Source organism: Neisseria mucosa (genome assembly GCF_003044445.1).
Taxonomy (GTDB): Bacteria; Pseudomonadota; Gammaproteobacteria; order Burkholderiales; family Neisseriaceae; genus Neisseria; species Neisseria mucosa_A.
Window position 1 is genome coordinate 44225 of record NZ_POWX01000011.1, and the last position, 22925, is coordinate 67149.

The window sequence follows — 22925 nt, forward strand, 5'->3', positions numbered from 1 at the left end:
AATAATCCGCCCTGTTGTGGTTTAAAAGGAAAAACAATGGAATTTCTATACAGCTTCCCCGTCATCCTGCTGATTGTCGTCATGATTTTCGGCTTCAAGTCGTTTATCGTCGTGCCGCAACAGGAAGTTTACGTCGTCGAACGTCTCGGCAGATTCCACAATGCGCTGACTGCCGGTCTGAACATCCTGATTCCTTTCGTTGACCGTGTCGCCTACCGCCACTCGCTCAAAGAAGTACCGTTGGACGTTCCCAGCCAAGTTTGTATCACCCGCGACAACACCCAGCTTACCGTTGACGGCATCATCTACTTCCAAGTAACCGACCCGAAACTCGCTTCCTACGGCTCCAGCAACTACATCATGGCGATTACCCAGCTTGCCCAAACCACGCTGCGTTCGGTTATCGGCCGCATGGAGTTGGACAAAACGTTTGAAGAGCGCGACGAAATCAACAGCATCGTCGTTTCCGCGCTCGACGAAGCGGCAGGCGCATGGGGCGTGAAAGTATTGCGTTACGAAATCAAAGACTTGGTTCCGCCGCAAGAAATTCTGCGTTCTATGCAGGCGCAAATTACTGCCGAACGTGAAAAACGCGCCCGTATCGCCGAATCCGAAGGTCGCAAAATCGAGCAAATCAACCTTGCCAGCGGTCAGCGCGAAGCGGAAATCCAACAGTCCGAAGGTGAAGCGCAAGCCGCCATCAACGCGTCAAACGGTGAAAAAATCGCCCGTATCAACCGCGCACAAGGTGAAGCCGAAGCCCTGCGCCTGGTTGCCGAAGCAAACGCCGACGCCATCCGCAAAATCGCCGAGGCAGTCCGCGCAGAGGGCGGTTCCGAAGCCGTCAACCTGAAAGTTGCCGAACAATATGTCGAAGCCTTCAGCAATCTAGCAAAAGAAAGCACCACACTGATCATGCCCGCCAACGTCGCCGACATCGGTAGCCTGGTTTCAGCCGGACTGAAGATTGTTGACGGCAACAAAGCGGCAAAATAAACCTTTCGTTTTGCCACGAGGTCGTCTGAAAACGAGTGCAATGCGTTTCACTACCATAAACAGCGAATTTGCCGAACCGTTTTTCAGACGACCTTTATTCGCATGATGGCAGACAGAATGCCCATCTGACCAAGCTTCAATATAGTGGATTAAATTTAAATCAGGACAAGGCGACGAAGCCGCAGACAGTACAGATAGTACGGCAAGGCGAGGCAACGCCGTACTGGTTTAAAGTTAATCCACTATACATTCTGATTGTTACCAAAGACCAATTCAATGACCCAGAAAACACACACCATCAAAACCTACCTCGTCGGCGGCGCCGTCCGCGATTATCTTTTGGGCTTGCCCGTCAAAGACCGCGACTGGGTAGTCGTCGGCGCCGACGCGCAAACTATGTTGGCGCAAGGCTTCCAGCCGGTCGGCAAAGATTTTCCCGTGTTCCTCCATCCAGACAACCACGAAGAATACGCCCTCGCCCGTACCGAACGTAAAACCGCCAAGGGCTACGCCGGTTTCAGTTTCCACGCCGACAAAGACGTTACGCTGGAGCAGGATTTGATGCGCCGCGACCTGACCATCAACGCAATGGCGCAGGATTCAGACGACCTCATCATCGACCCTTTCGGCGGACAACAAGATTTGAAGGCAGGAATTTTGCGACACGTCTCACCAGCCTTTGCCGAAGACCCCGTCCGCATCCTGCGTACCGCCCGTTTTGCCGCGCGATACGGGTTTGAAATCGCCGAAGAAACCATGAAACTGATGCGACAGATGGTGGAAAACGGCGAAGCGGACGCTTTGGTCGCCGAGCGCGTTTGGCAGGAATTGGCGAAAGGTCTGATGGAAAAAAATCCCCGAAAGATGATTGAAGTGTTGCGCGAATGCGGCGCGCTCAAAGTCTTGCTGCCAGAAGTCGATGCCCTCTTCGGCGTACCGCAACGCGCCGACTACCATCCCGAAATCGACAGCGGCATCCATACCCTGATGACGTTGCAACGCGCCGCCGATATGGATCTGAGCCTGCCCGAACGTTACGCCGCCCTGCTGCACGATTTGGGCAAAGCCAAAACCCCGCCCGAAATCCTGCCCAAACACCACGGACACGACCTCGCCGGCGTCGAACCCGTACGCGAAGTCAATCAGCGGCTGCGTGCGCCGAGACAATGCGCCGAGCTTGCCGAACTTGTCTGCCGCTGGCACATCATGTTCCACCAAGTCGAGCAATTCAAAAACAAAACCATCTTAACCGTCCTAAAAAAAACCGACGCTTTCAGACGACCCGAACGCTTCGCCGCTGCCTTAAATGTCTGCATTGCCGACACACAAGGTCGTCTGAATCGAGAAAATACGCCCTACCCGCAACGCGCGCACTGGCTCGCCCTGCTCGAAGCCGCCAACCAGGTAGATGCAGGCAAAATTGCCGCCGAGTGCCGCGCACAAGGGAAAGCACACCTTATCGCCGAAGAAATCGACCGGGAGCGGTTGGCACAAATCGCCCCGCTGCAAAAAGCGTATAAGGCAGAAAAATAGGAGGCTATTGATGACATCTTCGCGTTATAAAATCGAGCGCATGCCCGACTGCATTGCCGTATCTGCACGTGTTGTACAAAATTTATATTACTTGCACCGGTTCGTTTTACCTCATTTATCTCCAATTGGAGACTTGCATAAATGTTTGCGGATCTTACCGCTTTCCTTTAAAATTCCTCAATAAAAGAAGTTAGGTTTTCTATTGATGGGATTATTAAATTTGAGAATAAAATCAGAGAAGGACAATAATGCAAAAACAATTCGATTTATTAAATAATATATGCTCAATATTTTTTTCGGCTCCAGAAAAGTTTAATTTATTAGAGTATGAATATAAATTTAATCCAGAAGAAGCCTGGGTTGGAACGAAATTAATAACTAAACTTGACGGCAATCCAGTACAAATAACACTATCAGAGCAAAATGAAGACAAATTGATGGATTTATGTCAAGAACTACATGATGAAATGCAAGCTCATACCGGTGGTGATTGGAGAAAATTTATTCTGACTATCAATGAAAGCGGAGAAGCTAACACAAAGTTCATTTATGAAATCCAATCTGTTCTGGATGAACTTGAAGATGAAGATTATTTTGCTTAAGATGAAATATGGTTAATTTTTGATGAGTTTTTAAAACTTATTGAAAGTTAACCATATTTTTTAATTATTGAACGTTAGTATAGTTTTCTGTTGTCAGAAATTTCCGAATGGCAGTTTCGTGACAATATTCCCAAAGCTCCTGTTGTAAGAGGAAGGGAAGCTAAGTACCCAAACAAAAACTACTACCAAAATGGTATAAAACAACCAAAAAACGATATCCCCAATATCTTACGTATCCAAAAATGCAAACAAGGCGCATGGTCTTTCGATTATCAGGAAAAAACCATACTTATTGGCGATTTTTTTGACAGCCGTGATGCTCAGATAATCAATACTGAATTGAACCGGTTTATCCCAGTATCCGCTAAAGCCCGTCAACTTTCAGACGACCTTTAAAACAGCCGCCGCCATATCCGCTATAATCTGCCTCTCAGCTATTTAGTTCCAACCATAAAAATCATGACCATTCAGACCGATTTATTGCCTAAAATCAACAACGAAGATTACCAACGCCTCATCCTCAAACACAGCGTAGAATTCAGCGAAGGCGAAATCCGCCTGTTGAACGAAATCCTCGAAAAATTCAACTTCGACGTCGTTCAGGCGCAGGCATTGGCGCAGGCGGTGATGCAGCAGGTGCGCTTCGATCCCAACGCCTACCACATCGACAGCGACGACGAAGACACCACAGGCGTCTGCCCACACTGCATCAACCCGCCCATGCCGCCCCTGCGCGATTACCTCGTTTGGCGCGAAACACGCGGCTAAACCTCTTTTAAAAGGTCGTCTGAAACGGCAAACCGTTTTTCAGACGACCTCAGACACACCGGAAAACCCATGCTGCAAACCGACAACCTGACCGCCGCCCAGCCCCAGCGCATCATCACCGCCCAAAGCATCTCCTCGCAGGAAGAGTTGCTCGAGCGCGCCCTGCGCCCTAAAACGCTGGACGACTATATCGGGCAAGACAAAGCCAAAGAACAGCTCGCCATCTTCATCCAAGCCGCCAAAAAACGCGGCGAAGCACTAGACCACACCCTGCTCTTCGGCCCGCCCGGGCTGGGCAAAACCACGTTGGCGCACATCATCGCCAAAGAGCTGGGCGTCAACCTGCGCCAAACCAGCGGCCCCGTCCTCGAACGCGCCGGTGACCTTGCTGCCCTTCTGACCAACCTCGAGCCGCACGACGTATTGTTCATCGACGAAATCCACCGCCTCAGCCCCGTCGTCGAAGAAATCCTCTACCCCGCGCTCGAAGACTACCAACTCGACATCATGATAGGCGAAGGTCCTGCCGCCCGTTCCGTCAAAATCGACCTTCCCCCCTTCACGCTCGTCGGCGCAACTACCCGTGCAGGCATGCTGACCAACCCGCTGCGCGACCGTTTCGGCATCGTTGCCCGTTTGGAGTTTTATCAAAATCAAGACCTTGCCACGATTGTTAGCCGTTCCGCCCAATTACTGCAACTCGACATGTGCGAAGAAGGCGCAATGGAAGTCGCCAAACGCAGCCGAGGCACACCCCGCATCGCCAACCGCCTGCTGCGCCGCGTACGCGATTTTGCCGATGTGAAAAACAACGGCGTAATCGATGCCGCCATTGCCGATGCCGCTTTAAGCATGCTGGATGTGGACGCACAAGGTTTAGACGTCATGGACAGAAAATTCCTCGAAGCCATTCTTCACAAATTCAGCGGCGGTCCCGTCGGCCTCGATAACGTTGCCGCCGCCATCGGCGAATCCACGGACACCATCGAAGACGTTATCGAACCCTACCTCATCCAACAAGGCTTCCTGCAACGCACCCCGCGCGGCAGAATGGCAACCGAACGCGCCTACCTGCACTTCGGCTTGAAAATGGAAAAATAAGCGTATTGAAATGAAGAAAGGTCGTCTGAAACCGGATTTTTGGTTTTCAGACGACCTTTTTGTATCCATTCAAATGGAAGACTTGAGTAAGGATAAAGGCAAATGCTTTTCTCGCAAGCTAGTGTTTGTCCTCACCCTCTTTAGCAGTATCTTTCCCGCCGTCTTTATCTGTCTGAACCGGCGTAACCGGGAAAAACAAGATCAGCGGGTTTGCCTTAATCTGCTGCCAGAAGCTTTTGCACAAGTTGCCGACGCTGCCGATTTTCGTGCCGCGCGAGCGCAGGGCGACGAAGAGGGCGAGGGTGAAGCTGACGATGAGGTTGACCAAGCCGATGGCGAGGACGCTGCAAATGCCGAGCATGAATGTGCCTAAGCCGACGTTGCCGCTGACGGCTGCATAGCCGAGATTGGCGGAGGAGAAGGCGACGTGGCGGATGTCCAGCGGCAGTCCGAGGAGGTGGCCGAAGTAGCCGGTCATGCCCAAGAGCATACCGAAGATGAAGTTGCCGACCAGCGAGCCGTAGTGTTTGTGGATGTAGGCGGCGAGGACGCGGCGGGGTTTGGGGCGCATGATTTTGCGCAACAAGGGGTTGAAGGGCAGGCGTTGGCGCAGGTTGAGGTAGTCGGCGCGGTTGTCGAAGAAGCCTGCGATGATGCCGGAACAGAACAGCCACAAACCTGCGATGGCGGCATACCATAGGGTCGGATGATTGATGATGTCTATGGATTTGAACTGGTAGGCGGTGGTGTGTGCATCGAGTATGGGCTGTTGGTGCAGATGGGCATAGCCGAACGATATGGCGCACGCCAAGAGGATGGCGATGGAAACGTTGCCGAAGACGGCAACGCTTTGGGAGCGGCATACGTCGATAAGGAGCTTGGCGAGTTTGTTGTCCACTGCTTTGCCGCCTTCGTTGAGATCGACTTGTTCGGCGAAGCTGGCGGCAGTCATGGCGGGCTGTTTGGTGGCGACGGTGCAGTGCAGCATGTGGATGATCATGAATCCTATGCCGTAGTTTAGCCCTGCCAACAAGGAGGTTACGAAGGGGCTGAAGCCGAGTGAGCCGATATGGATTTTATACAGCGCCATCAGGGCGATAATGACGCCGCCGCCTGCCGCGGAGTAGAACATTTTGAAATATTCTTTGCGGTTGCGGGTGATGTAATGCTCGCCGTGGTGGCTTTTGTTTTCGGTAATGCTGCGGGCGAGCATACGGATGCTGCTGCGGCGCAGGTGGCGGGTGCTGTATTGCTCGACCGCGGCGTAGATGAGTGAATTCATCAGCGTAATGGTCAGGCGGTTGCGGTTGCCGGCATCGGTTTGGATGTCGGTGAGCAATTTCAGACGATCTATGGTCTGCTGGAGCCGTTCGAGCAGGTGGGCGACTTTGACGGACGAGCCTGATCCTGCGCCCGTCCCTTTTCGGCGCAGATAGTCGATCTGGCTGCAACATTGGTCGAACATGACTTCGAGGTGGGCGGTGTCGTAAGGGGTGGTGTCGTTGCGGTAGTGTTCGACCAGTTTGGCGGTTTCGCGCTGGAGAGCGACGAAGGGCGAATCGGCTTCGAGTAGGCGTGGGGCGATGCGGATGAGGTCGGGTTCGAGGGCTTCAGACGCAATCCAAATGGCGAGCATTTCAATGGCGCGCAGGCGTGCGTCAACCAACTGGCGGCAGGCGTTTTGCAGCAAGGTGGGATCGACGCTGGTACGGATAAGGTCGTACAGGCTCAACCATTGGCGGATGCTGAGGGTTTGCAGCCATCTGTCGTCGTTTTCCGAATGGAAAAGATAGAGGAACACTTCGCGCAGGTTGGCAAAATCTTTATAGGACGGGCTGAAACGTTCGTATATGCGTATGCCCATCTCGCGGGTGAAGCTGTGGCGCGAGAAGATGCCGAGTTTGATCAAAGCCGGATAGATGTGGACTTGCGAAAGCCAGTGGTAAAAGCGACCGCTGAAGTTTTTTGCGAGTGCCTCGTCTTGTTTGAGCGTGGCGATAATCAGGTCGAAGCGTTCTGCCGCCTGTTTTTTGCCGCCGCGCCGCAGGAATTTGATTAAGGCGTTTAGGATAAGGACGAAATCGGTGTCGGTCAGGCTTTGGGAAAGTAGAGGATGTAGATTTTGGTGAGTAATTTTTTCCATTGCAGTATTTTTACACAAAACGGCGGGTTTGATAAGTTCGGGTAATTTATGCAACCTGCTGTAAGCACATTCGATATTTTGGAGCAATGTTTGACGATTTCAACCCTCTTTGCTTTGAAAAGGTCGTCTGAAAACCGGTTTCAGACGACCTTTCGCTTATTTCAGCATCTCTTCGGGAATTTTGCAGACGGGAATCGGATTGACTTTGTGTTGCATGGCTTTGTGCAGGCGGGTGTAAATTTCCAAGACTTCGCGCTGCCTGCCTTCAAAATCTTCGGGGCGGCGCGTACCGTAAACGCTCATCGCCCATTCGAGTTCCGGATAGCTCGCGCCCATCTGTTCTTCGTCCGTGCGCTCCGTATCCCAAAGCCCGTCGGTCGGCACGGCTTTTTGGATGGATTCGGCGATGTCCAGTTCGGCGGCAATTTGATAAATCTGCGTTTTGGTCAAGTCGGCAATCGGGCTGATGTCCACGCCGCCGTCGCCGTATTTGGTGAAAAAACCGACACCGAAATCTTCGATTTTGTTGCCCGTACCGGTAACCAGCAAACCGTTTAGCTGCCCGTAATAATAAAGTGTCAGCATCCGCAGGCGGCTGCGGGCGTTGGCAAGCGCAAGCTGTTTGGCGGGGAACTCGGTTTCATCAACTTCGACATCGGCGGCAAAAGTATCGAAAGTCGGCGTCAAATCCACACTCATCCCGCTTACATTTGGAAATGCCTGCTCCAATCGGCGGATGTGTTCCTGCGCGCGGCTGACTTGGTCGGCTTTTTGGCGGATGGGCATTTCAAGCAGAAGGACTTTCAACCCCGTCCGTGCCGCTATGGCGGAAACGACCGCGGAATCGATACCGCCGGAAACGCCGACGACAAACCCCTTGGCGTGTGCGGTGGCGGCATAGTTTTTCAGCCAGTCGGCAATATGGCGGATAACGGCTTGGGTCTGCATAGTCAGGCTCCTGATTTGAAAGGGGGAATCATACCCGATTTTGAAAGGCTGCGGCATATGGATCGGACAGGTCGTCTGAAAATCAACTTCACAGCTTTCAGACGACCTTCCACTCGTTTTTATCGGCAATAAAATCTTACTGAGATTTCGCACAACCTTTCCCAATTTGAAACAATTCCCTGATTTTGTTATTATTCCTTCAAACAAAGAAATAATCATCATCAATTTTGTCTCACTCAGCCCTCATTACGGCCGATTCATCTGTGCGTTTTTACTCCCTTTTCCCCTTGTTTTTTTCATCCGGCAGGACGGTCTAAACGCCATTCATGTTTTGTCTGCGTTTATATAGTGGATTACCAAAAATCGGGAAGGTCTCGGATCTCGTCCGACAGACCATGTTTTATTCCCAGTTTTTGTTAATCAACCATATACGGCCTTGCGCCCGCGTCCGCCTGCCTCACCATCCTAAAAGGAGGTCAAGGTTTGTCTTTATTTCATTTTTTACGCAATCGGTCTTCGTTTAATCCTTTTGTCGTCTCGGTAACGCTCGCTTTCGTGCTGCTGGTCATCGGCATCGCGCTTTTGGTGCCGCAACAGGCGGAAACCGTCCTCAATGCCGCAAAAGCTGGCGTGTTCAAAAATTTCAGTTGGTTTTACATCTTGGCGTTTTCTGCCTTTTTCTTCTTCCTGCTCGCCCTTTCAGTCAGCAGCTTCGGCAACATCAAACTGGGCACCAACGAAGAAGAGCCTGAATTTAGCTTTTGGTCTTGGATTGCCATGCTCTTTGCCGCAGGTATGGGCGTCGGGTTGATGTTTTTCGGCGTGGCGGAACCGCTCACCCACTACCTTTCCCCCATCACGGAAGGCGGCGACGGGATCAAACAACAAGACGCTTTGCTCCATACGCTTTTCCACTGGGGCGTACATGCCTGGTCGGTTTACGCCGTCATCGCCTTGGCGCTTGCCTATTTTGCCTTCCGCTACAAACTCCCGCTCTCGTTGCGTTCCTGCTTCTATCCCTTGTTGAAAGAGAAAACCGACGGCAAGGCGGGCGACATCATCGACATTCTTGCGCTGGTCGCCACCCTGTTCGGTATCATCACCACGCTCGGCTTCGGCGCGACGCAGTTGGGCGCAGGCTTGGAACAACTGGGCTGGATTGAAGAAAATACCTTTTCCATGCAAACCGTCATGATTTTCATCGTCATGGGCATGGCAATCGCTTCTGCCGCCTCCGGCATAGGCAAAGGCGTGAAAATACTGAGCGAATTGAACCTGACCTTTGCCTTCGCGCTGATGTTCTTCGTCCTCGCCACCGGCCCGACCCTCCACCTGCTTTCCGCTTTCAACGACAACCTCGGTACTTACCTGAGCAACCTCATACAACTTAGTTTCAAAACGTACAGCTACGAACAAAACCACACCGAATGGTTCGGCGGCTGGACCATCTTATACTGGGCGTGGTGGTGTTCTTGGGCGCCTTTCGTCGGACTCTTCATCGCCCGAATCTCGCGCGGACGCACCATACGCGAATTTATTTTTGGCGTTTTGGCCGTTCCTTCCTTGTTCTGCGTCATCTGGTTCACCATCTTCGGCGACACCGCCATTTGGATTAACGACCACGTCGCAGGAGGCGCACTCGGCTCATTGACCGGGACGCCCGAAAAACTCCTTTTCCGCTTCCTCGAATACCTGCCGCTGCCGACCATTACCGGATTCGTCAGCCTCACAGTGATCGCCCTCTTCTTCATTACCTCCGCCGACTCCGGCATTTACGTCCTCAACAACATCGCCTCCCGCGACAAAAGCCTGATCGCCCCGCGCTGGCAGGCAGTGATGTGGGGATTGTTGATGTCTGCCGCCGCCATCGTCCTCTTGCGCTTCGGCGGACTGCCCACCCTGCAAACCATGACCCTCATCGTCGCCCTGCCTTTCGCCATGCTCATGCTGGTTATGTGCTTCAGCCTCATGCGCGGGCTAAACGCCGACCACAAATACTTCAGCACCGCCGTTACCGCTTCCAGCGTCTATTGGAGCGGCGACAACTGGCAAGACAGGCTTGAGCGTATGCTGAACCAAACGCAGGAACAAGACATCCTCAAGTTCCTCAAAACCACAGCCCTGCCCGCCATGCGCGAACTGGGCGAGGAGCTGTCCGACAAATACAGCCTGAGCGTCAACATCCAAACCCACTTCGACCGCGAAGAACCCGCCGTCGAATTCACCATCCACAAAGAGTCCCTGCGCGACTTCATGTACGGCATTAAAACCATCAAGCGCGAAGTGTCCGAACAACTTATCAAAGACGGCCACCTCCCGCACATCCGCCACAACGTAACCTACGAACCTTACACCTACTTCTTCGACGGCCGCAGCGGCTACGACGTGCAATACATGAACCGCCGCGAACTCATCGCCGACATCCTCAAGCAGTACGAGCGTTACCTCAACCTCCTGACCGATGTCGGACAAGAACTCATGTCGCACCAGCAAACCGAATTGGCGGAATAAGTTTTGTTTGAATAAGTTGCAACAAAGGTCGTCTGAAAACGGATTTCCCGTTTTCAGACGACCTTTCTTCATGTATTTGCAACTCCCGTAGCGTGGGCTTTGCCCACGAAAAGCCACCACCCAATCTATCTTTCAAAAACCCAAATAAAAACGTCGTCTGAAAACCCCAAATCCGGTTTTTCAGACGACCTCTTTCTTCCAAAATTAACTATTTTCTTTTCTTCAACAATCTCAACGCATTACCCACGACAAACAGCGAGCTGATGCTCATGCCTAATGCGGCAATCCAGGGTTTGACGTAGCCTAAGACGGCGAGCGGGACGGCGATGATGTTGTATGCGCTTGCCCAGGCGAGGTTTTGGCGGATGATTTCGCGCGTGCGGCGGGCTTGGGCGATGGTAGCGGGCAGGATGTTCAAGTCGTCGTTGAGCAAGACCAGATCGGCGCCGTCGCGTGCGACATCGGCGCCTGCTGCGACGGCAGCGGATACGTCGGCTTGGGCGAGGACGGGGGCGTCGTTGATACCGTCGCCGACCATCAAGACTTTTCTGCCTTGTTTCTGCAATTCTTCAACATAGGCAAGCTTGTCTTCGGGTGCGGCTTCGGCGCGGCAGGTGTCCAAACCGAGCGCCTGCGCGACTTGTGCGACGGCATTTGTGCGGTCGCCGCTGAGTAGGTGTGTGCGGATGCCTTGTTGTTTGAGGATGTTGAGCATGGCGGCGGCGCTGTCTTTGATTTGGTCTTCGAGCAGGAAAACAGCTTGAAAACCGCTTTGGTTGCCGAGAAACACCATGCTGCCTGCGTGTTGGATGTCGGCGGCTTCGTCAGGCAACACGCCGGCTATTCCAGCGACGAAATCGGCGCGTCCCAATGCCCAAACTTGGGTTTCGCCTTTGTAGGTCATTTGCGCGCTGACGCCTTGTCCGATGCGGTTGACGCGTTGGGAAACTGTGTATTCGGGCGCGGGGCTGGGGTCGTCTGAAAGCGTGTGGTTCAAGATGGCGCGGGCGATGGGGTGTTCGGATTGATATTCTAGAGCTTGTGCGGCGGCGAGCGCTTCTTCTGTTTTCAGACGACCTAAGTTGATGATTCGGCTGACGGAAAGTTGTCCTTTGGTCAGCGTGCCGGTTTTGTCGAACACGACGTTGTCGATTTGGGCGAGTGTTTCGAGGCTTTGTTTGCCGCTGATTAACACGCCTTCGTCGGCAAGCGCGCCTGTGGAGGCGGCAAGCGCGGTCGGCGTGGCAAGCGAGAGTGCGCACGGACAAGTGATAACGAGCAGCGCGACGGTAATCCACAAGGCGGTTTGCGCGTCGGCATACCATGTCCAGCCAATAAAGACAGGGATAGCAAGCAGCAATTCGCCGAACACGAAGCTGGAGGCGTATTTCTCAGCAAGCTCGGCGGCGCGCGGTTTTTGGGCGAGCGCGCGGTCGAGCAGTTTGACGATGTGCGACAGGCGCGTGTTGTTGCCGGTGCGGTCGGTTCGGATAACAAGCGGGCTGCCCGTATTGAGCGTGCCTGCGGTAACGCTTTCAGACGACCTTTTGACAACAGGCAGGCTCTCGCCTGTCAACATGGCTTCGTCCACTTCGCTCTCGCCGGACAACACCGTGCCGTCCACAGGAATGACCTCGCCCGGTTTGACGACGATCACGTCGCCCGCCTGAAGCTGTACAACCGCCGCTTCTTCGATTTCCTCGCTGTCGGGATAAGACGGAAGGCGGTGGCAGAACGCGGGAACGAGTTTTACCAGCCGCTCCGCCGCATCCCCTGCCCTGCGCCTTGCGATTTGTTCCATAAACCGCCCGCCCAACAGGAAAAACAGCAGCATGGCGATGGATTCGAAATACATCCCCTGCCCCGCGTTGACGGCAAGGCTGTAAATACCCGCGACAAAGGTCATCACGACGGCAATCGCAATCGGCGTATCCATGCCGACGCGGCGGTTTTTCCAATCGCGCCACGCGCCGCGGTAAAACGGCAACGCGCTGTAAAACACGACGGGCAGCACCATCAAAAAGCCGCCCCAGTGCAGGATTTCCAAAAACAGCGGCTCGATTTCTCCGCCGTAAAGATAGGTCGGTACGGCAAACATCATCGTCTGCATCATGCCCAAACCCGCCACCGCCAGTCTGACGATAAACTGTTTGCGCTCTTTCTGCGCCTGCGCCTCAACTTTTTGCGCATCGTAAGGCGCGGCGGTATAACCTGTTTTGCGGATTTTCAAAAGAATGTCCGACAGCGCGATTTTGCCCTCGTCCCAGACCACGCGGCAGCGGTGCGTACTGTAATTCAAATCCACGCGAACCACGCCCGCCGTCCGCAAAAGCTGTTGCTCAATCAACCACACGCACGCCGCGCAGGTAATACCGCCCAGCATCAACACCGCCTCGCGTTCATCCCCTTCCCCGACCTCGACAAAATCCGCCTGCACTTCGGGTAAATCGTACAATTTCAATTGCGACAACATTTCCGGCGGCGGCAATTCGGATTTTTCCGCGTCGGCGGTACGCTGTTTGTAATAATTGCCCAAACCTGCATCAATAATGCTCTGCGCCACCGCCTGACAACCCGCGCAGCAGGTTTCATGGTCTTCATTTTCGTAGCGGACGGTCAAATGGAGGTGTTCGGGGACTTCCAGACCGCAATGGAAACAGGTTCTTTCCGTTTGATTCATAATATGTGCCTGATGGTGTGCGGCAGGTGGTTTGCCGTTTGAAACTTGGATTTGAAATGTTTAAAAATGTAAACTTTATTAAAGTGTCGCTTTTTAGCAGATTTTTAAAAATATTTTACAAAACGTTCATTTTAAAACAATTTGCATATTTTTATTACTTTTATTTATATTTTTCAATAATGTATCCGCTTATCAACAGACGAACGGTTGCGTTCTGATACCGTATATCGTGCGAATTTACCGATTATTTTAATGTAAAAACGGAACTTTTTTAAAAAAACGCACCACATTTTTGTTGACCTACCCGACTGGAAGTTGCATACTATGCGCATATTCCGTACAAACAGTGCGACAAAAAATACAAAACATTACGCTTTTACACAAAAATTTTCATTAACTACTTACTCGGGAAAACATTATGATTGATCGCCTGCTACCTATCTTTGCCGTTATCGGCATCCTGTCCAGCGTCGCCTACCTGAGCTTGGCGGCATGGATGATTTACGAAAACGTTATGAAAAAACGCCGCCTCATCCCCCTCTAAGAGGGAAACCTTTTAAACGGCCGTTTGGAAATAAAGATAAACCCTCCCTGATTTATCTTTGTTTTCCAAACGGCCTTTATTTTTCAGACGACCTTTTGAAACACGCGGCGGCAGATACACCGGATTGAAATCGAAGTCCGCCCCGCCGCCTTTTCCATTGAGAAACAGCGGCAGTCAAAACATCCTGTTTTTATAGTGGATTAACTTTAAACCAGTACGGCGTTGCCTCGCCTTGCCGTACTATCTGTACTGTCTGCGGCTTCGTCGCCTTGTCCTGATTTTTGTTAATCCACTATATTCGGATTCTCAGTTTTCAGACGACCTTTTACCGCCGTTTTCCAACGCCCGTTCAATCATCGCCTCGCGCAAAGCGTCCAAGCCCAGACTTTTCGTTACCGAAATATTCACGCCGACGGCGCGTCCCGAATTATCCCGCAACACGCCCGCCTCGCGCACACCTTCCGGCAGCAGGTCGATTTTGTTGTACACGACAAGCTGAGGCACTTCATGCGCGCCGATTTCCTCCAAAACCACATTCACATCGTCCATCTGCCGCTCGAAATCGGGATTGGACGCATCAACGACGTGTAGCAACACGTCCGCCAAAGCCGTTTCCTCCAACGTCGCCGAAAATGCCGACACCAGCTTGTGCGGCAAATCGCGGACGAACCCGACCGTATCCGTCAGAATCACGCCCGCCTCGTGCGACAAAAACAAACGCCGTGCTGTCGTATCCAACGTGGCGAAAAGCTGATCTTTCGCCAACACGTCCGCCTTGGTCAGACGGTTGAACAGGCTGGATTTGCCCGCATTGGTATAACCGACGATGGCAAAGGTTTTCAGACGACCTTCCATCCGCGATTTGCGGCGCGTGGCACGTTGTTTTTTCACTTGCGCCAACTGTTTTTTCAACGCCGTGATTTTCTGCCCGATTAAGCGGCGGTCGGTTTCCAACTGCGTCTCGCCCGGCCCTTTCAAGCCGATACCGCCCTTCTGGCTCTGCAAATGTCCGTAGCCGCGCACCAGCCGTCCGCTCAAATGGTTCAACTGCGCCAGCTCCACCTGCAATTTACCCTCTTGCGATTGGGCGCGTTTGGCAAAAATCGCCAAAATCAGACCCACGCGGTCGAGAACGCGGCATTGCAGGATTTTTTCCAAATTGCGCTCCTGCGTCGGCGTCAATTCATGGTTGAACACCGCCAAGCCGATGTCGTGCAGCTTCACCGCCGCCGCCAGCTCCTCCGCCTTGCCCGTGCCGACAAAATAAGCCGTATGCGCCTTGTCGCGCTTGGCGGTCTCCCACAACACCAGCTCGCCGCCCGCCGCCGCGACCAATTCCGCCGCCTCGTCCAAGGTCGTCTGAAAAGTTCGCTCGCGCACTTCGTTCGCGCCCGAATAATCCGCACTCAACATCACCCCGACCAGCATCACGCGTTCGGGTTGCTCCAAAGATTTGTCGACGGGGAAAATGTTGCGTTTGGACAAGGAAAATCCTTTCTTTTTCAAAGGGCTTAAAACCCGTTTTCCATCATAATTTCGCCGGGGATACGGTTGCGGTGCATGGCGAAGCCCAAGTCCATCAGGGCTTGGAACGTGTCTTTGACCATCGCGGGATTGCCGCAGACCATAAAGCGCGTATCCGCTTTGGTAAACTTGAATCCCGCGTATGCTTCGAGGCTGCCGTCTTTCAGCAAATCGGGAATGCGCTTGCCGCTCAACGCGCCTTCGGTTTCCTCGCGCGTGGTGATGGGGACGAAGCGGAATTTGTGGAAATGCTCGCCAATCAGCGGATGGCCTTTCAACGCTTCAACACGTCGTCTGAAAATCAGTTCGCCGGCGAAAGAAACCGAGTGCGTCAAAACCAAGCGGTCGAAACGCTGCCAGATTTCGGGTTGCTCGATGATGGAGAGGAAAGGTGCGATGCCCGAACCGGTGCAGAGCATGACCAAATCCTTGCCGTCGGGGAAGCGTTCGGGCAGGAGGAAGCCCGTAGCGGTTTTATCGAGCAGTATGGTGTCGCCCTCTTTCATGGCGGCAAACCGCGCGGACATGGGACCGCCTTCAATCAAGACGGCAAAATATTCGAGCGTGTCGGCGTATTCGGCGGACACGACGGAATACGCGCGCCAGATAAAGCCTTCGCCGTCGCGAAAACCGAGCCGCGAAAACTGCCCCGCCGAGAAGCGGTAGGATTCGGGGCGGCTGATGGCAAAAGTCATCAGCTTGGGCGTATGGTGTTTAATCCACAAGACTTTTTCTTCGGTAAACTTGGCTTCGGGCGAGGCTGCCATAATGGGATTCCTTGTGTGTGCGGGATGGGAAACGGAAGGTATAGTGGATTAACTTTAAACCAGTACGGCGTTACCTCGCCTTAGCTCAAAGAGAACGATTCTCTAAGGTGCTGAAGCACCAAGTGAATCGGTTCCGTACTATCTGTACTGTCTGCGGCTTCGTCGCCTTGTCCTGATTTAAATTTAATCCACTATATTATACCCGTTCGCTTGACGTAAGGTCGTCTGAAAACCTGATTGTCCGGTTTTCAGACGACCTTGAAGCGGAACTGAAACTCAAATTTTACGGCTGACGGCGCAGGCGCATGGTTTTGCCGTTTTGCTCCAAAATCAGATCATTGCCGTCGAAACGATAGTTCCACACGCTTTTCATGTTCAAGAAAGCCTCTTCCAGCTTCATGTCTTCACACAGCATCATCGTCGTGGCAATCGGACCAAAATCAATTTTGCCCGCTCCGGCTTCCTGCGCTTGAAGCGTCAAATGATTGCAACCCATCTTGCCATGCGCCTTGGGCATTTTGCTCAAATCCAAAAAAGCCGTTCTGCCCGCCAAATCTTTTTCGGTGAATTTGTCGAAAGAAACCACAAACCATTTCGCTGCCAAAGCCGGCGTTGACGCTTGACGGGGTTCGGATGGTTTTTCAGACGACGTGACAGGTTGGGACGGCTGCGGTTTTTCAGCAGGCGAAGTACAGGCGGTCAGAATGATTGCGGTCATAAGGGTGGGGATCAGGGTTTTCATGATTTTGCCTTTCTAACGTGAGGTCAGCTAAAAGGTCGTCTGAAACCGCTTCAGCGAAACCCGCTACGCACTTTTCAGACGACCTCTTTATCTTACAGCGTCAAATCCAAAGCCTTGGAAATATCGTTCCAAATATCGTCCGCGTCTTCAATACCGATGGAGAAGCGCAGCAGGCCGACTTTGATGCCCATCTCCATTTTCACGTCGTGCGGTACGCCGCTGTGGGACTGGGAATAGCAATGGTTGACCAAACTTTCGACGCCGCCGAGGCTGGATGCCATTTTGACCAGTTTCATGTTTTTAATCACGCTGTTTGCCGCTTCGCGCGTGTCGTTTTTGAGGTAAACCGTGACCACGCCGCCTATGCCTTTGGGCATTTGTGTTTTCGCCAGTTCGTAATGTTCGTGCGACGGCAGGCCGGGATAGAACACTTTTTCCACGGCGGGATGGGCTTCGAGGCGGCGGGCGATGTCGAGCGCGTTTTTGCAGTGCGCCTCCATGCGCAAGGCGAGCGTTTTGATGCCGCGCAACACCAACCAGCAATCCATCGGGCCGGCAATCGCGCCGGTATGCACCATCATGTCGTGCAGCGGTTTCGCCAGTTCTTTGGTTTTGACGGCGACGATGCCCATCAAGACGTCGGAGTGGCCGCAAAGGTATTTGGTGGCGGAGTGGAACACGATATCGCAGCCCATCTCCAGCGGCTGTTGCAGATGCGGCGTGGCGAAGGTGTTGTCGATGCCGACCAGCGCGCTGGCGGCGTGGGCTTTGGCGGCAAGCGCTTTGATGTCCACCAGCCGCAAAAGCGGGTTGGACGGGGTTTCCAGCCAAACCAGTTTCACATTGTGCGCGGCAAGCAGCTCGTCCAAGCGGTCGGGGTTGCCCAAATCAGCAAAAACGACGTTCACACCCCACTCTTTATATACGTCAACCAGCAAGTCATACGCGCCGCCGTAAATATCGGCGACGGCGACGATGGTATCGCCCGGACGCAAGAATGTGCGCCACACGGCATCGATGCCCGCCATACCGCTGGAAAAGGCAAAACCCGCCGCCCCGCGTTCCAAATCGGCAACCGTGTATTCCAAAACCTGACGGGTCGGATTACTCAGACGCGAATAGCGATAAGGAACCTGCTCGCCGATTTCGTGCAGCGCGAACATACTGTTCTGATAAATCGGCGGCATCAGCGCGCGGTTGTGTTCGTCGCAATCGTAGCTGGAATGGATGACTTTGGTGGCGAATTTCATCTCGGTTCAACCTTGTAAAGATATGAATAATTCAGGATTTTATCACTATCCGAAAAATAGAAACAATCAATGCGGACACGGTTTGCAAGTGATATAATCTCGCATTTGCAAAACGGACGGCATGAATCCGTTTCCAAACGACACACATCCCAGCAATCCGACAATTAAGGACAAACAACGCATGAACGCCATTGCAGACGTGCAATCCAGCCGCGATTTACGCAATCTGCCGATTAACCAGGTCGGTATCAAAGACCTGCGCTTTCCGATTACTTTAAATACCGCCGAAGGTAGCCAATCTACCGTCGCCCGCCTGACCATGACGGTTTTCCTGCCCGCCGACCAAAAAGGCACGCATATGTCGCGCTTCGTGGCATTGATGGAGCAACAAACCGAGGCTTTGGATTTCGACAGGCTACACAAACTGACTGCCGAAATGGTTGCGCTTTTAGACTCTCATTCCGGCAAAATCAGCGTTTCCTTCCCCTTCTTCCGCAAAAAATCCGCGCCCATTTCCGGCATCCAATCCCTGCTGGACTACGACGTTACCCTGACGGGCGAAATCAAAAACGGTACATACAGCCATAATTTGAAAGTGATGGTTCCCGTAACCTCATTGTGTCCGTGTTCCAAAGAAATTTCGCAATACGGCGCGCACAACCAACGTTCGCACGTTACCGTCAGCCTGACTGCCAACGCCGAAGTCGGTATCGAAGAAATCATCGACTGCGTGGAAGCGCAAGCAAGCTGCCAGCTTTACGGACTGCTCAAACGCCCCGATGAAAAATACGTTACCGAAAAAGCCTATGAAAACCCGAAATTCGTGGAAGACATGGTGCGCGACGTAGCCACCGCGCTGATTGCTGACGGACGCATCGAAAGCTTCATCGTCGAGAGCGAAAACTTCGAGTCGATACACAACCACTCGGCTTACGCCTATATTGCGTATCCTTAAACAAGCGAAAAATAAACAAACGAAAAATCGAAAAGGTCGTCTGAAAACCGGAAAATCAGTTTTCAGACGACCTTTTGTGTTCGTGGATTGATTTTATAGAACTTCATTTAGGACAAGGGTGATGCCTCTCTTATTTAGTTTAAAGCTTCTACCCGGTTAACTATAGTGGATTAAATTTAAATCAGGACAAGGCGACGAAGCCGAAGACAGTACAGATAGTACGGAACCGATTCACTTGGTGCTTCAGCACCTTAGAGAATCGTTCTCTTCGAGCTAAGGCGAGGCAACGCCGTACTGGTTTAAAGTTAATCCACTATAAATTATCATAGTCGCCCCAATTCCCTTTGCAGGGCTTGGATGTTTTGCTGGCGGTCGAGCACCGCGCTTTGCAGACTGGTGATTTCCTGTTGGTTGACATGACCGCCTTTGGCTACACGGGCTTGCGCCAGAGATTTTTGCGCTTCACCCAACGCTTTACGTTCGTTGCTCAATTCTGTTTCCAAAATCGAACGGCGGCTAGTGCTGCCGGAGGATTTGGGCGCAGGCGTTGCTGCGACTTCAGGGGCAGGACGGATGGGCGCAGGTGCAGGATTTGCCTTAGCAGTATTTTTAGGTGCAGGTTTTACGTTACCGGCTCGTTTTGACGGCGTTTCGGCAGCAGATTCCGATATTTCAAAGGCGGGCGCGTCGTAGCGCGAGCTGCTGTATTTACCTATGGTCGGTAAATCCGCCGAATGGCAGTTTCCAGATGGACGCGATGTATAGATGACTTCGCCGTTGACTGTACAGGTATAGATCTTGGGGGAGGCTTGTGCGCCGGATACGGCGGCAAACATCAGCAATGAAGCTGCCAATGTGTGGAGTGATTGTTTCATGGTAAGGTCGTAATGTGAAATAAGTAATTGTTCGATAAATATTGCATTCAACTGTAATAGTATAACAATCCTGGTTTGTTCGCTCAAATTAGGGCGGACGACTTTTTATAGTGGATTAAATTTAAATCAGGACAAGGCGACGAAGCCACAGACAGTACAGATAGTACGGCAAGGCGAGGCAACGCCGTACTGGTTTAAAGTTAATCCACTATAAATTTCAAAGTTTGCAAACCGCCCTCTTAATTTTAGCGAAAGTTGCTTCACTCGTTTTCAGACGACGTTTGTGCGGCTTTATCCGATTTTTTGGCGCGAGATTTGGCGTTTTTGCTCTTTGCATCTTGCTCTTGCGCTTTTTCCCGAGATTTTTCTTTTGAACGCGCCTTCTTTGGTTTAGCTGCCTTTTCTTCGGTACCACTGCTTAATTTGTTGATTTTCAAACGATATGCACCGCCTTGGTGGCTGCTGATTTTGGGCAGGTCTGCGCCTGTGCAGTTTCCCGAAGGTTCGGATGTATAGGTTTTGCTGTTGCCTGAATGGCAACTGAAGACGGCTGCTGCGGTGTGGAGGGATAAGCCCAAAATGAGGGAGGATGCGACGATAAGTGCTCCTTGCTTGATTCGTGAACGCATGAGTTTTCCGTAGTTTGAGTTTTCAGACGACCTATTTTTGTTTTTATGCAGTCCGGCAATCTTAAATCACTATGCCAAACTGTATTTTTATAGTGGATTAACTTTAAACCAGTACGGCGTTGCCTCGCCTTGCCGTACTATCTGTACTGTCTGCGGCTTCGTCGCCTTGTCCTGATTTAAATTTAATCCACTATATCAGCTTCTGAAGGCGGATACGGAAACTCGGACAACAGGATATTTATATTTGTGTAAATTCTGCGTCGATTTCCGTCAGGATTTGCTCCAGCTCTTCTTGCCACAAAAGCCAGTTTTCTTCTATTTGTGTTAATTTTACTTTAATTTCTGTTAATTGTGTGAGTGTTTGTTGTAATTTTGTTTTATTTTCGTCCGAATAGGCTTCTTCTTGTGCCAAAAATGCTTCACATACCGTTTGAATTTCAGAAAGCTGCGCCATTTCTTTTTCGGCTTTGTCGATTTTCTGTTGTATCGGCTTACCGCGTCGGGCTTTTTCTTGACGGATTTGCGCTTCGATACGCTTGGTGTCCTTGCGGTTTTGGCTTTGCGCGGAAGCAGCAGGTGCGGCTGTGGCATTTTCCTGTGCCAACCGCCATTGACGGTAGTCATTTAAGTCGCCGTCAAAGTTTTTCAGACGACCTTTGTCAATCAGGAGGAAGCTGTCGGTAGTCGCTTCGAGCAGGCTGCGGTCGTGCGATACGACGATTAATGCACCTTGGAAACTTTGCAACGCGAGCGTCAGGGCGTGGCGCATATCCAAGTCCAAATGGTTGGTCGGCTCGTCAAGCAGCAGCAGATTTGGCTTTTGCCAGATGATCATGGCAAGGGCGAGACGGGCTTTTTCTCCGCCGGAAAACGGCTCGGTTTTCTGCAACGCCATGTCGCCGACAAAGTTGAAGCCGCCGAGGAAATTTCGGATTTCTTGTTCGCGCACTTCGGGAGAAAGCTGCTGAATGTGCCAAACAGGGCTTTGGTCGGCGCGGATGGTATCGAGCTGGTGCTGGGCAAAATAACCGATATTGAGTTTTTCGGAACGGATGATGCTGCCGGAGAGCAAATCAATTTTTCCTGCCAAGGCTTTGATAAACGTAGATTTACCGCTGCCGTTAACACCCAATAGCCCGTAGCGTGCACCGCTTTCCAGCGACAGGGTAATGTCGTGCAGGACGGTTTTGCCTTCGTACCCCAAATCAGCGTGTTCCAGCTTCAGCAAAGGATTGGGCAGATGGTCGGGATTGTAAAACTCAAAGGAAAACTCGCTGTCCAGATGCGCGGGAGCGATGCGTTCGAGCTTCGCCAACGCCTTCATGCGGCTTTGCGCTTGAACGGCTTTGGTGGCTTTGGCTTTGAAGCGGTCGATAAAGGATTGCAGATGTTTGATTTGCGCCTGCTGTTTGACATAGGCGGCTTGTTGCTGCGCGAGACGCTGCGCACGTTCGTTTTGGTAAAAATCGTAATTGCCGCCGTATTGCGTGAGTTTTTGCTGCGACAATTCAATGGTTTGGGTGGTTGCCGCATTGAGAAAATCACGGTCGTGGGAAATGATGATTTGCGTGCAGGGTAAAGAGGCAAGGTGGTTTTCCAGCCACAATACGGTTTCCAAATCCAAGTGGTTGGTCGGTTCGTCAAGTAAGAGCAAATCGGCGCGGCAAATCAAGGCTTGCGCAAGATTCAGGCGCATACGCCAGCCGCCGGAAAAGGATTTGACGGGACGGCTGTGTTCTTCTTGCGAAAAACCCAGCCCGTTCAACAATTTCGCCGCACGGGCCGGCGCGGTATAAGCGTCGATTTCTTCCAATTTGGCATGATATTCCGCCTGTTTCATGCCGTCATTTTGCGCTTCCGCCTGCGCCAAGGTCGTCTGAAAAGCCTGCAACTCGGCATCGCCCTGCAAAACATAATCCAACGCGGAGATGTCCAAGTCCGGCGTTTCTTGGGAAACGGAAGCAATCCGCCAATTTTTCGGAATCGAGATATCGCCGCCATCCTGAGTGATTTCACCCTTGATTAAGGCAAACAGGCTGGATTTTCCCGTCCCGTTTTTACCGATTAAACCGACGCGCTGACCGGGATTGACGGTGGCGTTGGCTTTGTCGAGCAGGACTTTCAAACCGCGTTGCAGGGTGAGGTTCTTGATTTCAATCATGATGGTAAGGGACGGGCGGAAAAATGGGAAAGGCGGTATTTTATAGCGAAAACAGCATTATAGTGGATTAAATTTAAATCAGGACAAGGCGACGAAGCCGCAGACAGTACAGATAGTACGGAACCGATTCACTTGGTGCTTCAGCACCTTAGAGAATCGTTCTCTTTGAGCTAAGACGAGGCAACGCCGTACTGGT

19 protein-coding genes and 1 pseudogene are annotated in these 22925 nt (G+C 52.1%); 10 read left to right on the forward strand and 10 right to left on the reverse strand.

What is annotated here, in order from left to right; genetic code table 11:
* Positions 1-36 precede the first annotated feature (36 nt).
* From DBY90_RS07560 to ruvB, 6 genes are all read left to right on the forward strand, one after another.
* Positions 37-996, forward strand: a complete 960-nt coding sequence (locus DBY90_RS07560) for an SPFH domain-containing protein (RefSeq protein ID WP_070493281.1) — start codon at positions 37-39, stop codon at positions 994-996.
* Between the two features lie 297 nt (positions 997-1293).
* The gene (locus DBY90_RS07570; RefSeq protein ID WP_070491781.1) at positions 1294-2529 is read left to right on the forward strand and encodes a multifunctional CCA addition/repair protein; all 1236 of its coding nucleotides are present in this window, start codon (positions 1294-1296) and stop codon (positions 2527-2529) included.
* A 248-nt stretch (positions 2530-2777) separates the two neighbouring features.
* The gene (locus DBY90_RS07575; RefSeq protein ID WP_003743101.1) at positions 2778-3131 is read left to right on the forward strand and encodes a hypothetical protein; all 354 of its coding nucleotides are present in this window, start codon (positions 2778-2780) and stop codon (positions 3129-3131) included.
* Between the two features lie 90 nt (positions 3132-3221).
* Entirely contained in the window at positions 3222-3527 is a 306-nt protein-coding gene (locus DBY90_RS07580; RefSeq protein ID WP_234405117.1) for a hypothetical protein, read from the forward strand.
* A gap of 63 nt (positions 3528-3590) precedes the next feature.
* Positions 3591-3899, forward strand: a complete 309-nt coding sequence (locus DBY90_RS07585; protein ID WP_070491768.1) for a hypothetical protein — start codon at positions 3591-3593, stop codon at positions 3897-3899.
* Positions 3900-3968: 69 nt separating this feature from the next.
* Positions 3969-5000 (forward strand): Holliday junction branch migration DNA helicase RuvB, encoded by a 1032-nt coding sequence (ruvB, locus tag DBY90_RS07590; protein ID WP_070491766.1) that lies wholly within the window; start codon positions 3969-3971, stop codon positions 4998-5000.
* A 118-nt stretch (positions 5001-5118) separates the two neighbouring features.
* Here the strand turns inward: ruvB and DBY90_RS07595 are convergent, their stop codons facing one another.
* Together DBY90_RS07595 and nadE are read right to left on the reverse strand one after the other, a co-directional pair.
* Positions 5119-7143, reverse strand: a complete 2025-nt coding sequence (locus DBY90_RS07595; RefSeq protein ID WP_070491777.1) for a site-specific recombinase — start codon at positions 7141-7143, stop codon at positions 5119-5121.
* A 156-nt stretch (positions 7144-7299) separates the two neighbouring features.
* Positions 7300-8091 (reverse strand): NAD(+) synthase, encoded by a 792-nt coding sequence (gene nadE / locus DBY90_RS07600; protein WP_070491764.1) that lies wholly within the window; start codon positions 8089-8091, stop codon positions 7300-7302.
* Between the two features lie 483 nt (positions 8092-8574).
* Here nadE and DBY90_RS07605 point away from each other — a divergent pair, with 483 nt between their 5' ends.
* Entirely contained in the window at positions 8575-10602 is a 2028-nt protein-coding gene (locus DBY90_RS07605; RefSeq protein ID WP_070491762.1) for a BCCT family transporter, read from the forward strand.
* A gap of 208 nt (positions 10603-10810) precedes the next feature.
* Here DBY90_RS07605 and DBY90_RS07610 read toward each other — a convergent pair whose 3' ends face one another.
* Complete coding sequence (locus tag DBY90_RS07610; protein WP_070491760.1) at positions 10811-13282, reverse strand: heavy metal translocating P-type ATPase; 2472 nt, start codon at positions 13280-13282, stop codon at positions 10811-10813.
* Between the two features lie 418 nt (positions 13283-13700).
* Here DBY90_RS07610 and DBY90_RS13500 point away from each other — a divergent pair, with 418 nt between their 5' ends.
* Positions 13701-13826: a hypothetical protein gene (locus DBY90_RS13500; protein WP_267894289.1), complete on the forward strand. Its 126-nt coding sequence runs from the start codon at positions 13701-13703 to the stop codon at positions 13824-13826.
* A gap of 306 nt (positions 13827-14132) precedes the next feature.
* Here DBY90_RS13500 and hflX read toward each other — a convergent pair whose 3' ends face one another.
* The 4 genes from hflX to DBY90_RS07640 all read right to left on the reverse strand — a co-directional run bounded on the left by hflX (position 14133) and on the right by DBY90_RS07640 (position 18109).
* Complete coding sequence (gene hflX / locus DBY90_RS07620) at positions 14133-15311, reverse strand: GTPase HflX (protein ID WP_070491758.1); 1179 nt, start codon at positions 15309-15311, stop codon at positions 14133-14135.
* A 26-nt stretch (positions 15312-15337) separates the two neighbouring features.
* Positions 15338-16117 (reverse strand): ferredoxin--NADP reductase, encoded by a 780-nt coding sequence (locus tag DBY90_RS07625; RefSeq protein WP_107986926.1) that lies wholly within the window; start codon positions 16115-16117, stop codon positions 15338-15340.
* Positions 16118-16400: 283 nt separating this feature from the next.
* The gene (locus DBY90_RS07635) at positions 16401-16859 is read right to left on the reverse strand and encodes an META domain-containing protein (protein ID WP_003777679.1); all 459 of its coding nucleotides are present in this window, start codon (positions 16857-16859) and stop codon (positions 16401-16403) included.
* Positions 16860-16951: 92 nt separating this feature from the next.
* Positions 16952-18109: a trans-sulfuration enzyme family protein gene (locus tag DBY90_RS07640; protein ID WP_107986928.1), complete on the reverse strand. Its 1158-nt coding sequence runs from the start codon at positions 18107-18109 to the stop codon at positions 16952-16954.
* A 181-nt stretch (positions 18110-18290) separates the two neighbouring features.
* Here DBY90_RS07640 and folE2 point away from each other — a divergent pair, with 181 nt between their 5' ends.
* Positions 18291-19064 carry a GTP cyclohydrolase FolE2 gene (folE2, locus tag DBY90_RS07645; protein ID WP_039855731.1) on the forward strand — a complete coding sequence of 258 codons (774 nt, stop codon included), beginning with the start codon at positions 18291-18293 and terminating at the stop codon, positions 19062-19064.
* Between the two features lie 323 nt (positions 19065-19387).
* Here the strand turns inward: folE2 and DBY90_RS07650 are convergent, their stop codons facing one another.
* The gene (locus tag DBY90_RS07650; RefSeq protein ID WP_199904706.1) at positions 19388-19939 is read right to left on the reverse strand and encodes a hypothetical protein; all 552 of its coding nucleotides are present in this window, start codon (positions 19937-19939) and stop codon (positions 19388-19390) included.
* 100 nt (positions 19940-20039) lie between these two features.
* Between DBY90_RS07650 and DBY90_RS12860 the strand changes: the two are divergent.
* Positions 20040-20150 (forward strand): annotated as a pseudogene (locus tag DBY90_RS12860) (IS5/IS1182 family transposase); the annotation flags it as partial.
* Between the two features lie 49 nt (positions 20151-20199).
* On the opposite strand, the gene DBY90_RS07655 reads toward DBY90_RS12860, so the two are convergent.
* Together DBY90_RS07655 and DBY90_RS07660 are read right to left on the reverse strand one after the other, a co-directional pair.
* Positions 20200-20568, reverse strand: a complete 369-nt coding sequence (locus DBY90_RS07655; protein WP_070491632.1) for a nucleolar protein — start codon at positions 20566-20568, stop codon at positions 20200-20202.
* 238 nt (positions 20569-20806) lie between these two features.
* Positions 20807-22729 (reverse strand): ATP-binding cassette domain-containing protein, encoded by a 1923-nt coding sequence (locus tag DBY90_RS07660; protein ID WP_107986932.1) that lies wholly within the window; start codon positions 22727-22729, stop codon positions 20807-20809.
* Between the last annotated feature and the right edge of the window lie 196 nt (positions 22730-22925).

What these genes read in the sequence shown, in the direction of transcription:
- DBY90_RS07560 (WP_070493281.1), top strand. Translation starts at nt 37, where the DNA reads ATGGAATTTCTATACAGCTTCCCCGTCATCCTGCTGATTGTCGTCATG.
- DBY90_RS07575 (WP_003743101.1), top strand. Translation starts at nt 2,778, where the DNA reads ATGCAAAAACAATTCGATTTATTAAATAATATATGCTCAATATTTTTT.
- DBY90_RS07585 (WP_070491768.1), top strand. Translation starts at nt 3,591, where the DNA reads ATGACCATTCAGACCGATTTATTGCCTAAAATCAACAACGAAGATTAC.
- ruvB (WP_070491766.1), top strand. Translation starts at nt 3,969, where the DNA reads ATGCTGCAAACCGACAACCTGACCGCCGCCCAGCCCCAGCGCATCATC.
- DBY90_RS07595 (WP_070491777.1), bottom strand. Translation starts at nt 7,143, where the DNA reads ATGGAAAAAATTACTCACCAAAATCTACATCCTCTACTTTCCCAAAGC.
- nadE (WP_070491764.1), bottom strand. Translation starts at nt 8,091, where the DNA reads ATGCAGACCCAAGCCGTTATCCGCCATATTGCCGACTGGCTGAAAAAC.
- DBY90_RS07610 (WP_070491760.1), bottom strand. Translation starts at nt 13,282, where the DNA reads ATGAATCAAACGGAAAGAACCTGTTTCCATTGCGGTCTGGAAGTCCCC.
- DBY90_RS13500 (WP_267894289.1), top strand. Translation starts at nt 13,701, where the DNA reads ATGATTGATCGCCTGCTACCTATCTTTGCCGTTATCGGCATCCTGTCC.
- DBY90_RS07625 (WP_107986926.1), bottom strand. Translation starts at nt 16,117, where the DNA reads ATGGCAGCCTCGCCCGAAGCCAAGTTTACCGAAGAAAAAGTCTTGTGG.
- DBY90_RS07635 (WP_003777679.1), bottom strand. Translation starts at nt 16,859, where the DNA reads ATGAAAACCCTGATCCCCACCCTTATGACCGCAATCATTCTGACCGCC.
- DBY90_RS07640 (WP_107986928.1), bottom strand. Translation starts at nt 18,109, where the DNA reads ATGAAATTCGCCACCAAAGTCATCCATTCCAGCTACGATTGCGACGAA.
- folE2 (WP_039855731.1), top strand. Translation starts at nt 18,291, where the DNA reads ATGAACGCCATTGCAGACGTGCAATCCAGCCGCGATTTACGCAATCTG.
- DBY90_RS07650 (WP_199904706.1), bottom strand. Translation starts at nt 19,939, where the DNA reads ATGAAACAATCACTCCACACATTGGCAGCTTCATTGCTGATGTTTGCC.
- DBY90_RS07655 (WP_070491632.1), bottom strand. Translation starts at nt 20,568, where the DNA reads ATGCGTTCACGAATCAAGCAAGGAGCACTTATCGTCGCATCCTCCCTC.
- DBY90_RS07660 (WP_107986932.1), bottom strand. Translation starts at nt 22,729, where the DNA reads ATGATTGAAATCAAGAACCTCACCCTGCAACGCGGTTTGAAAGTCCTG.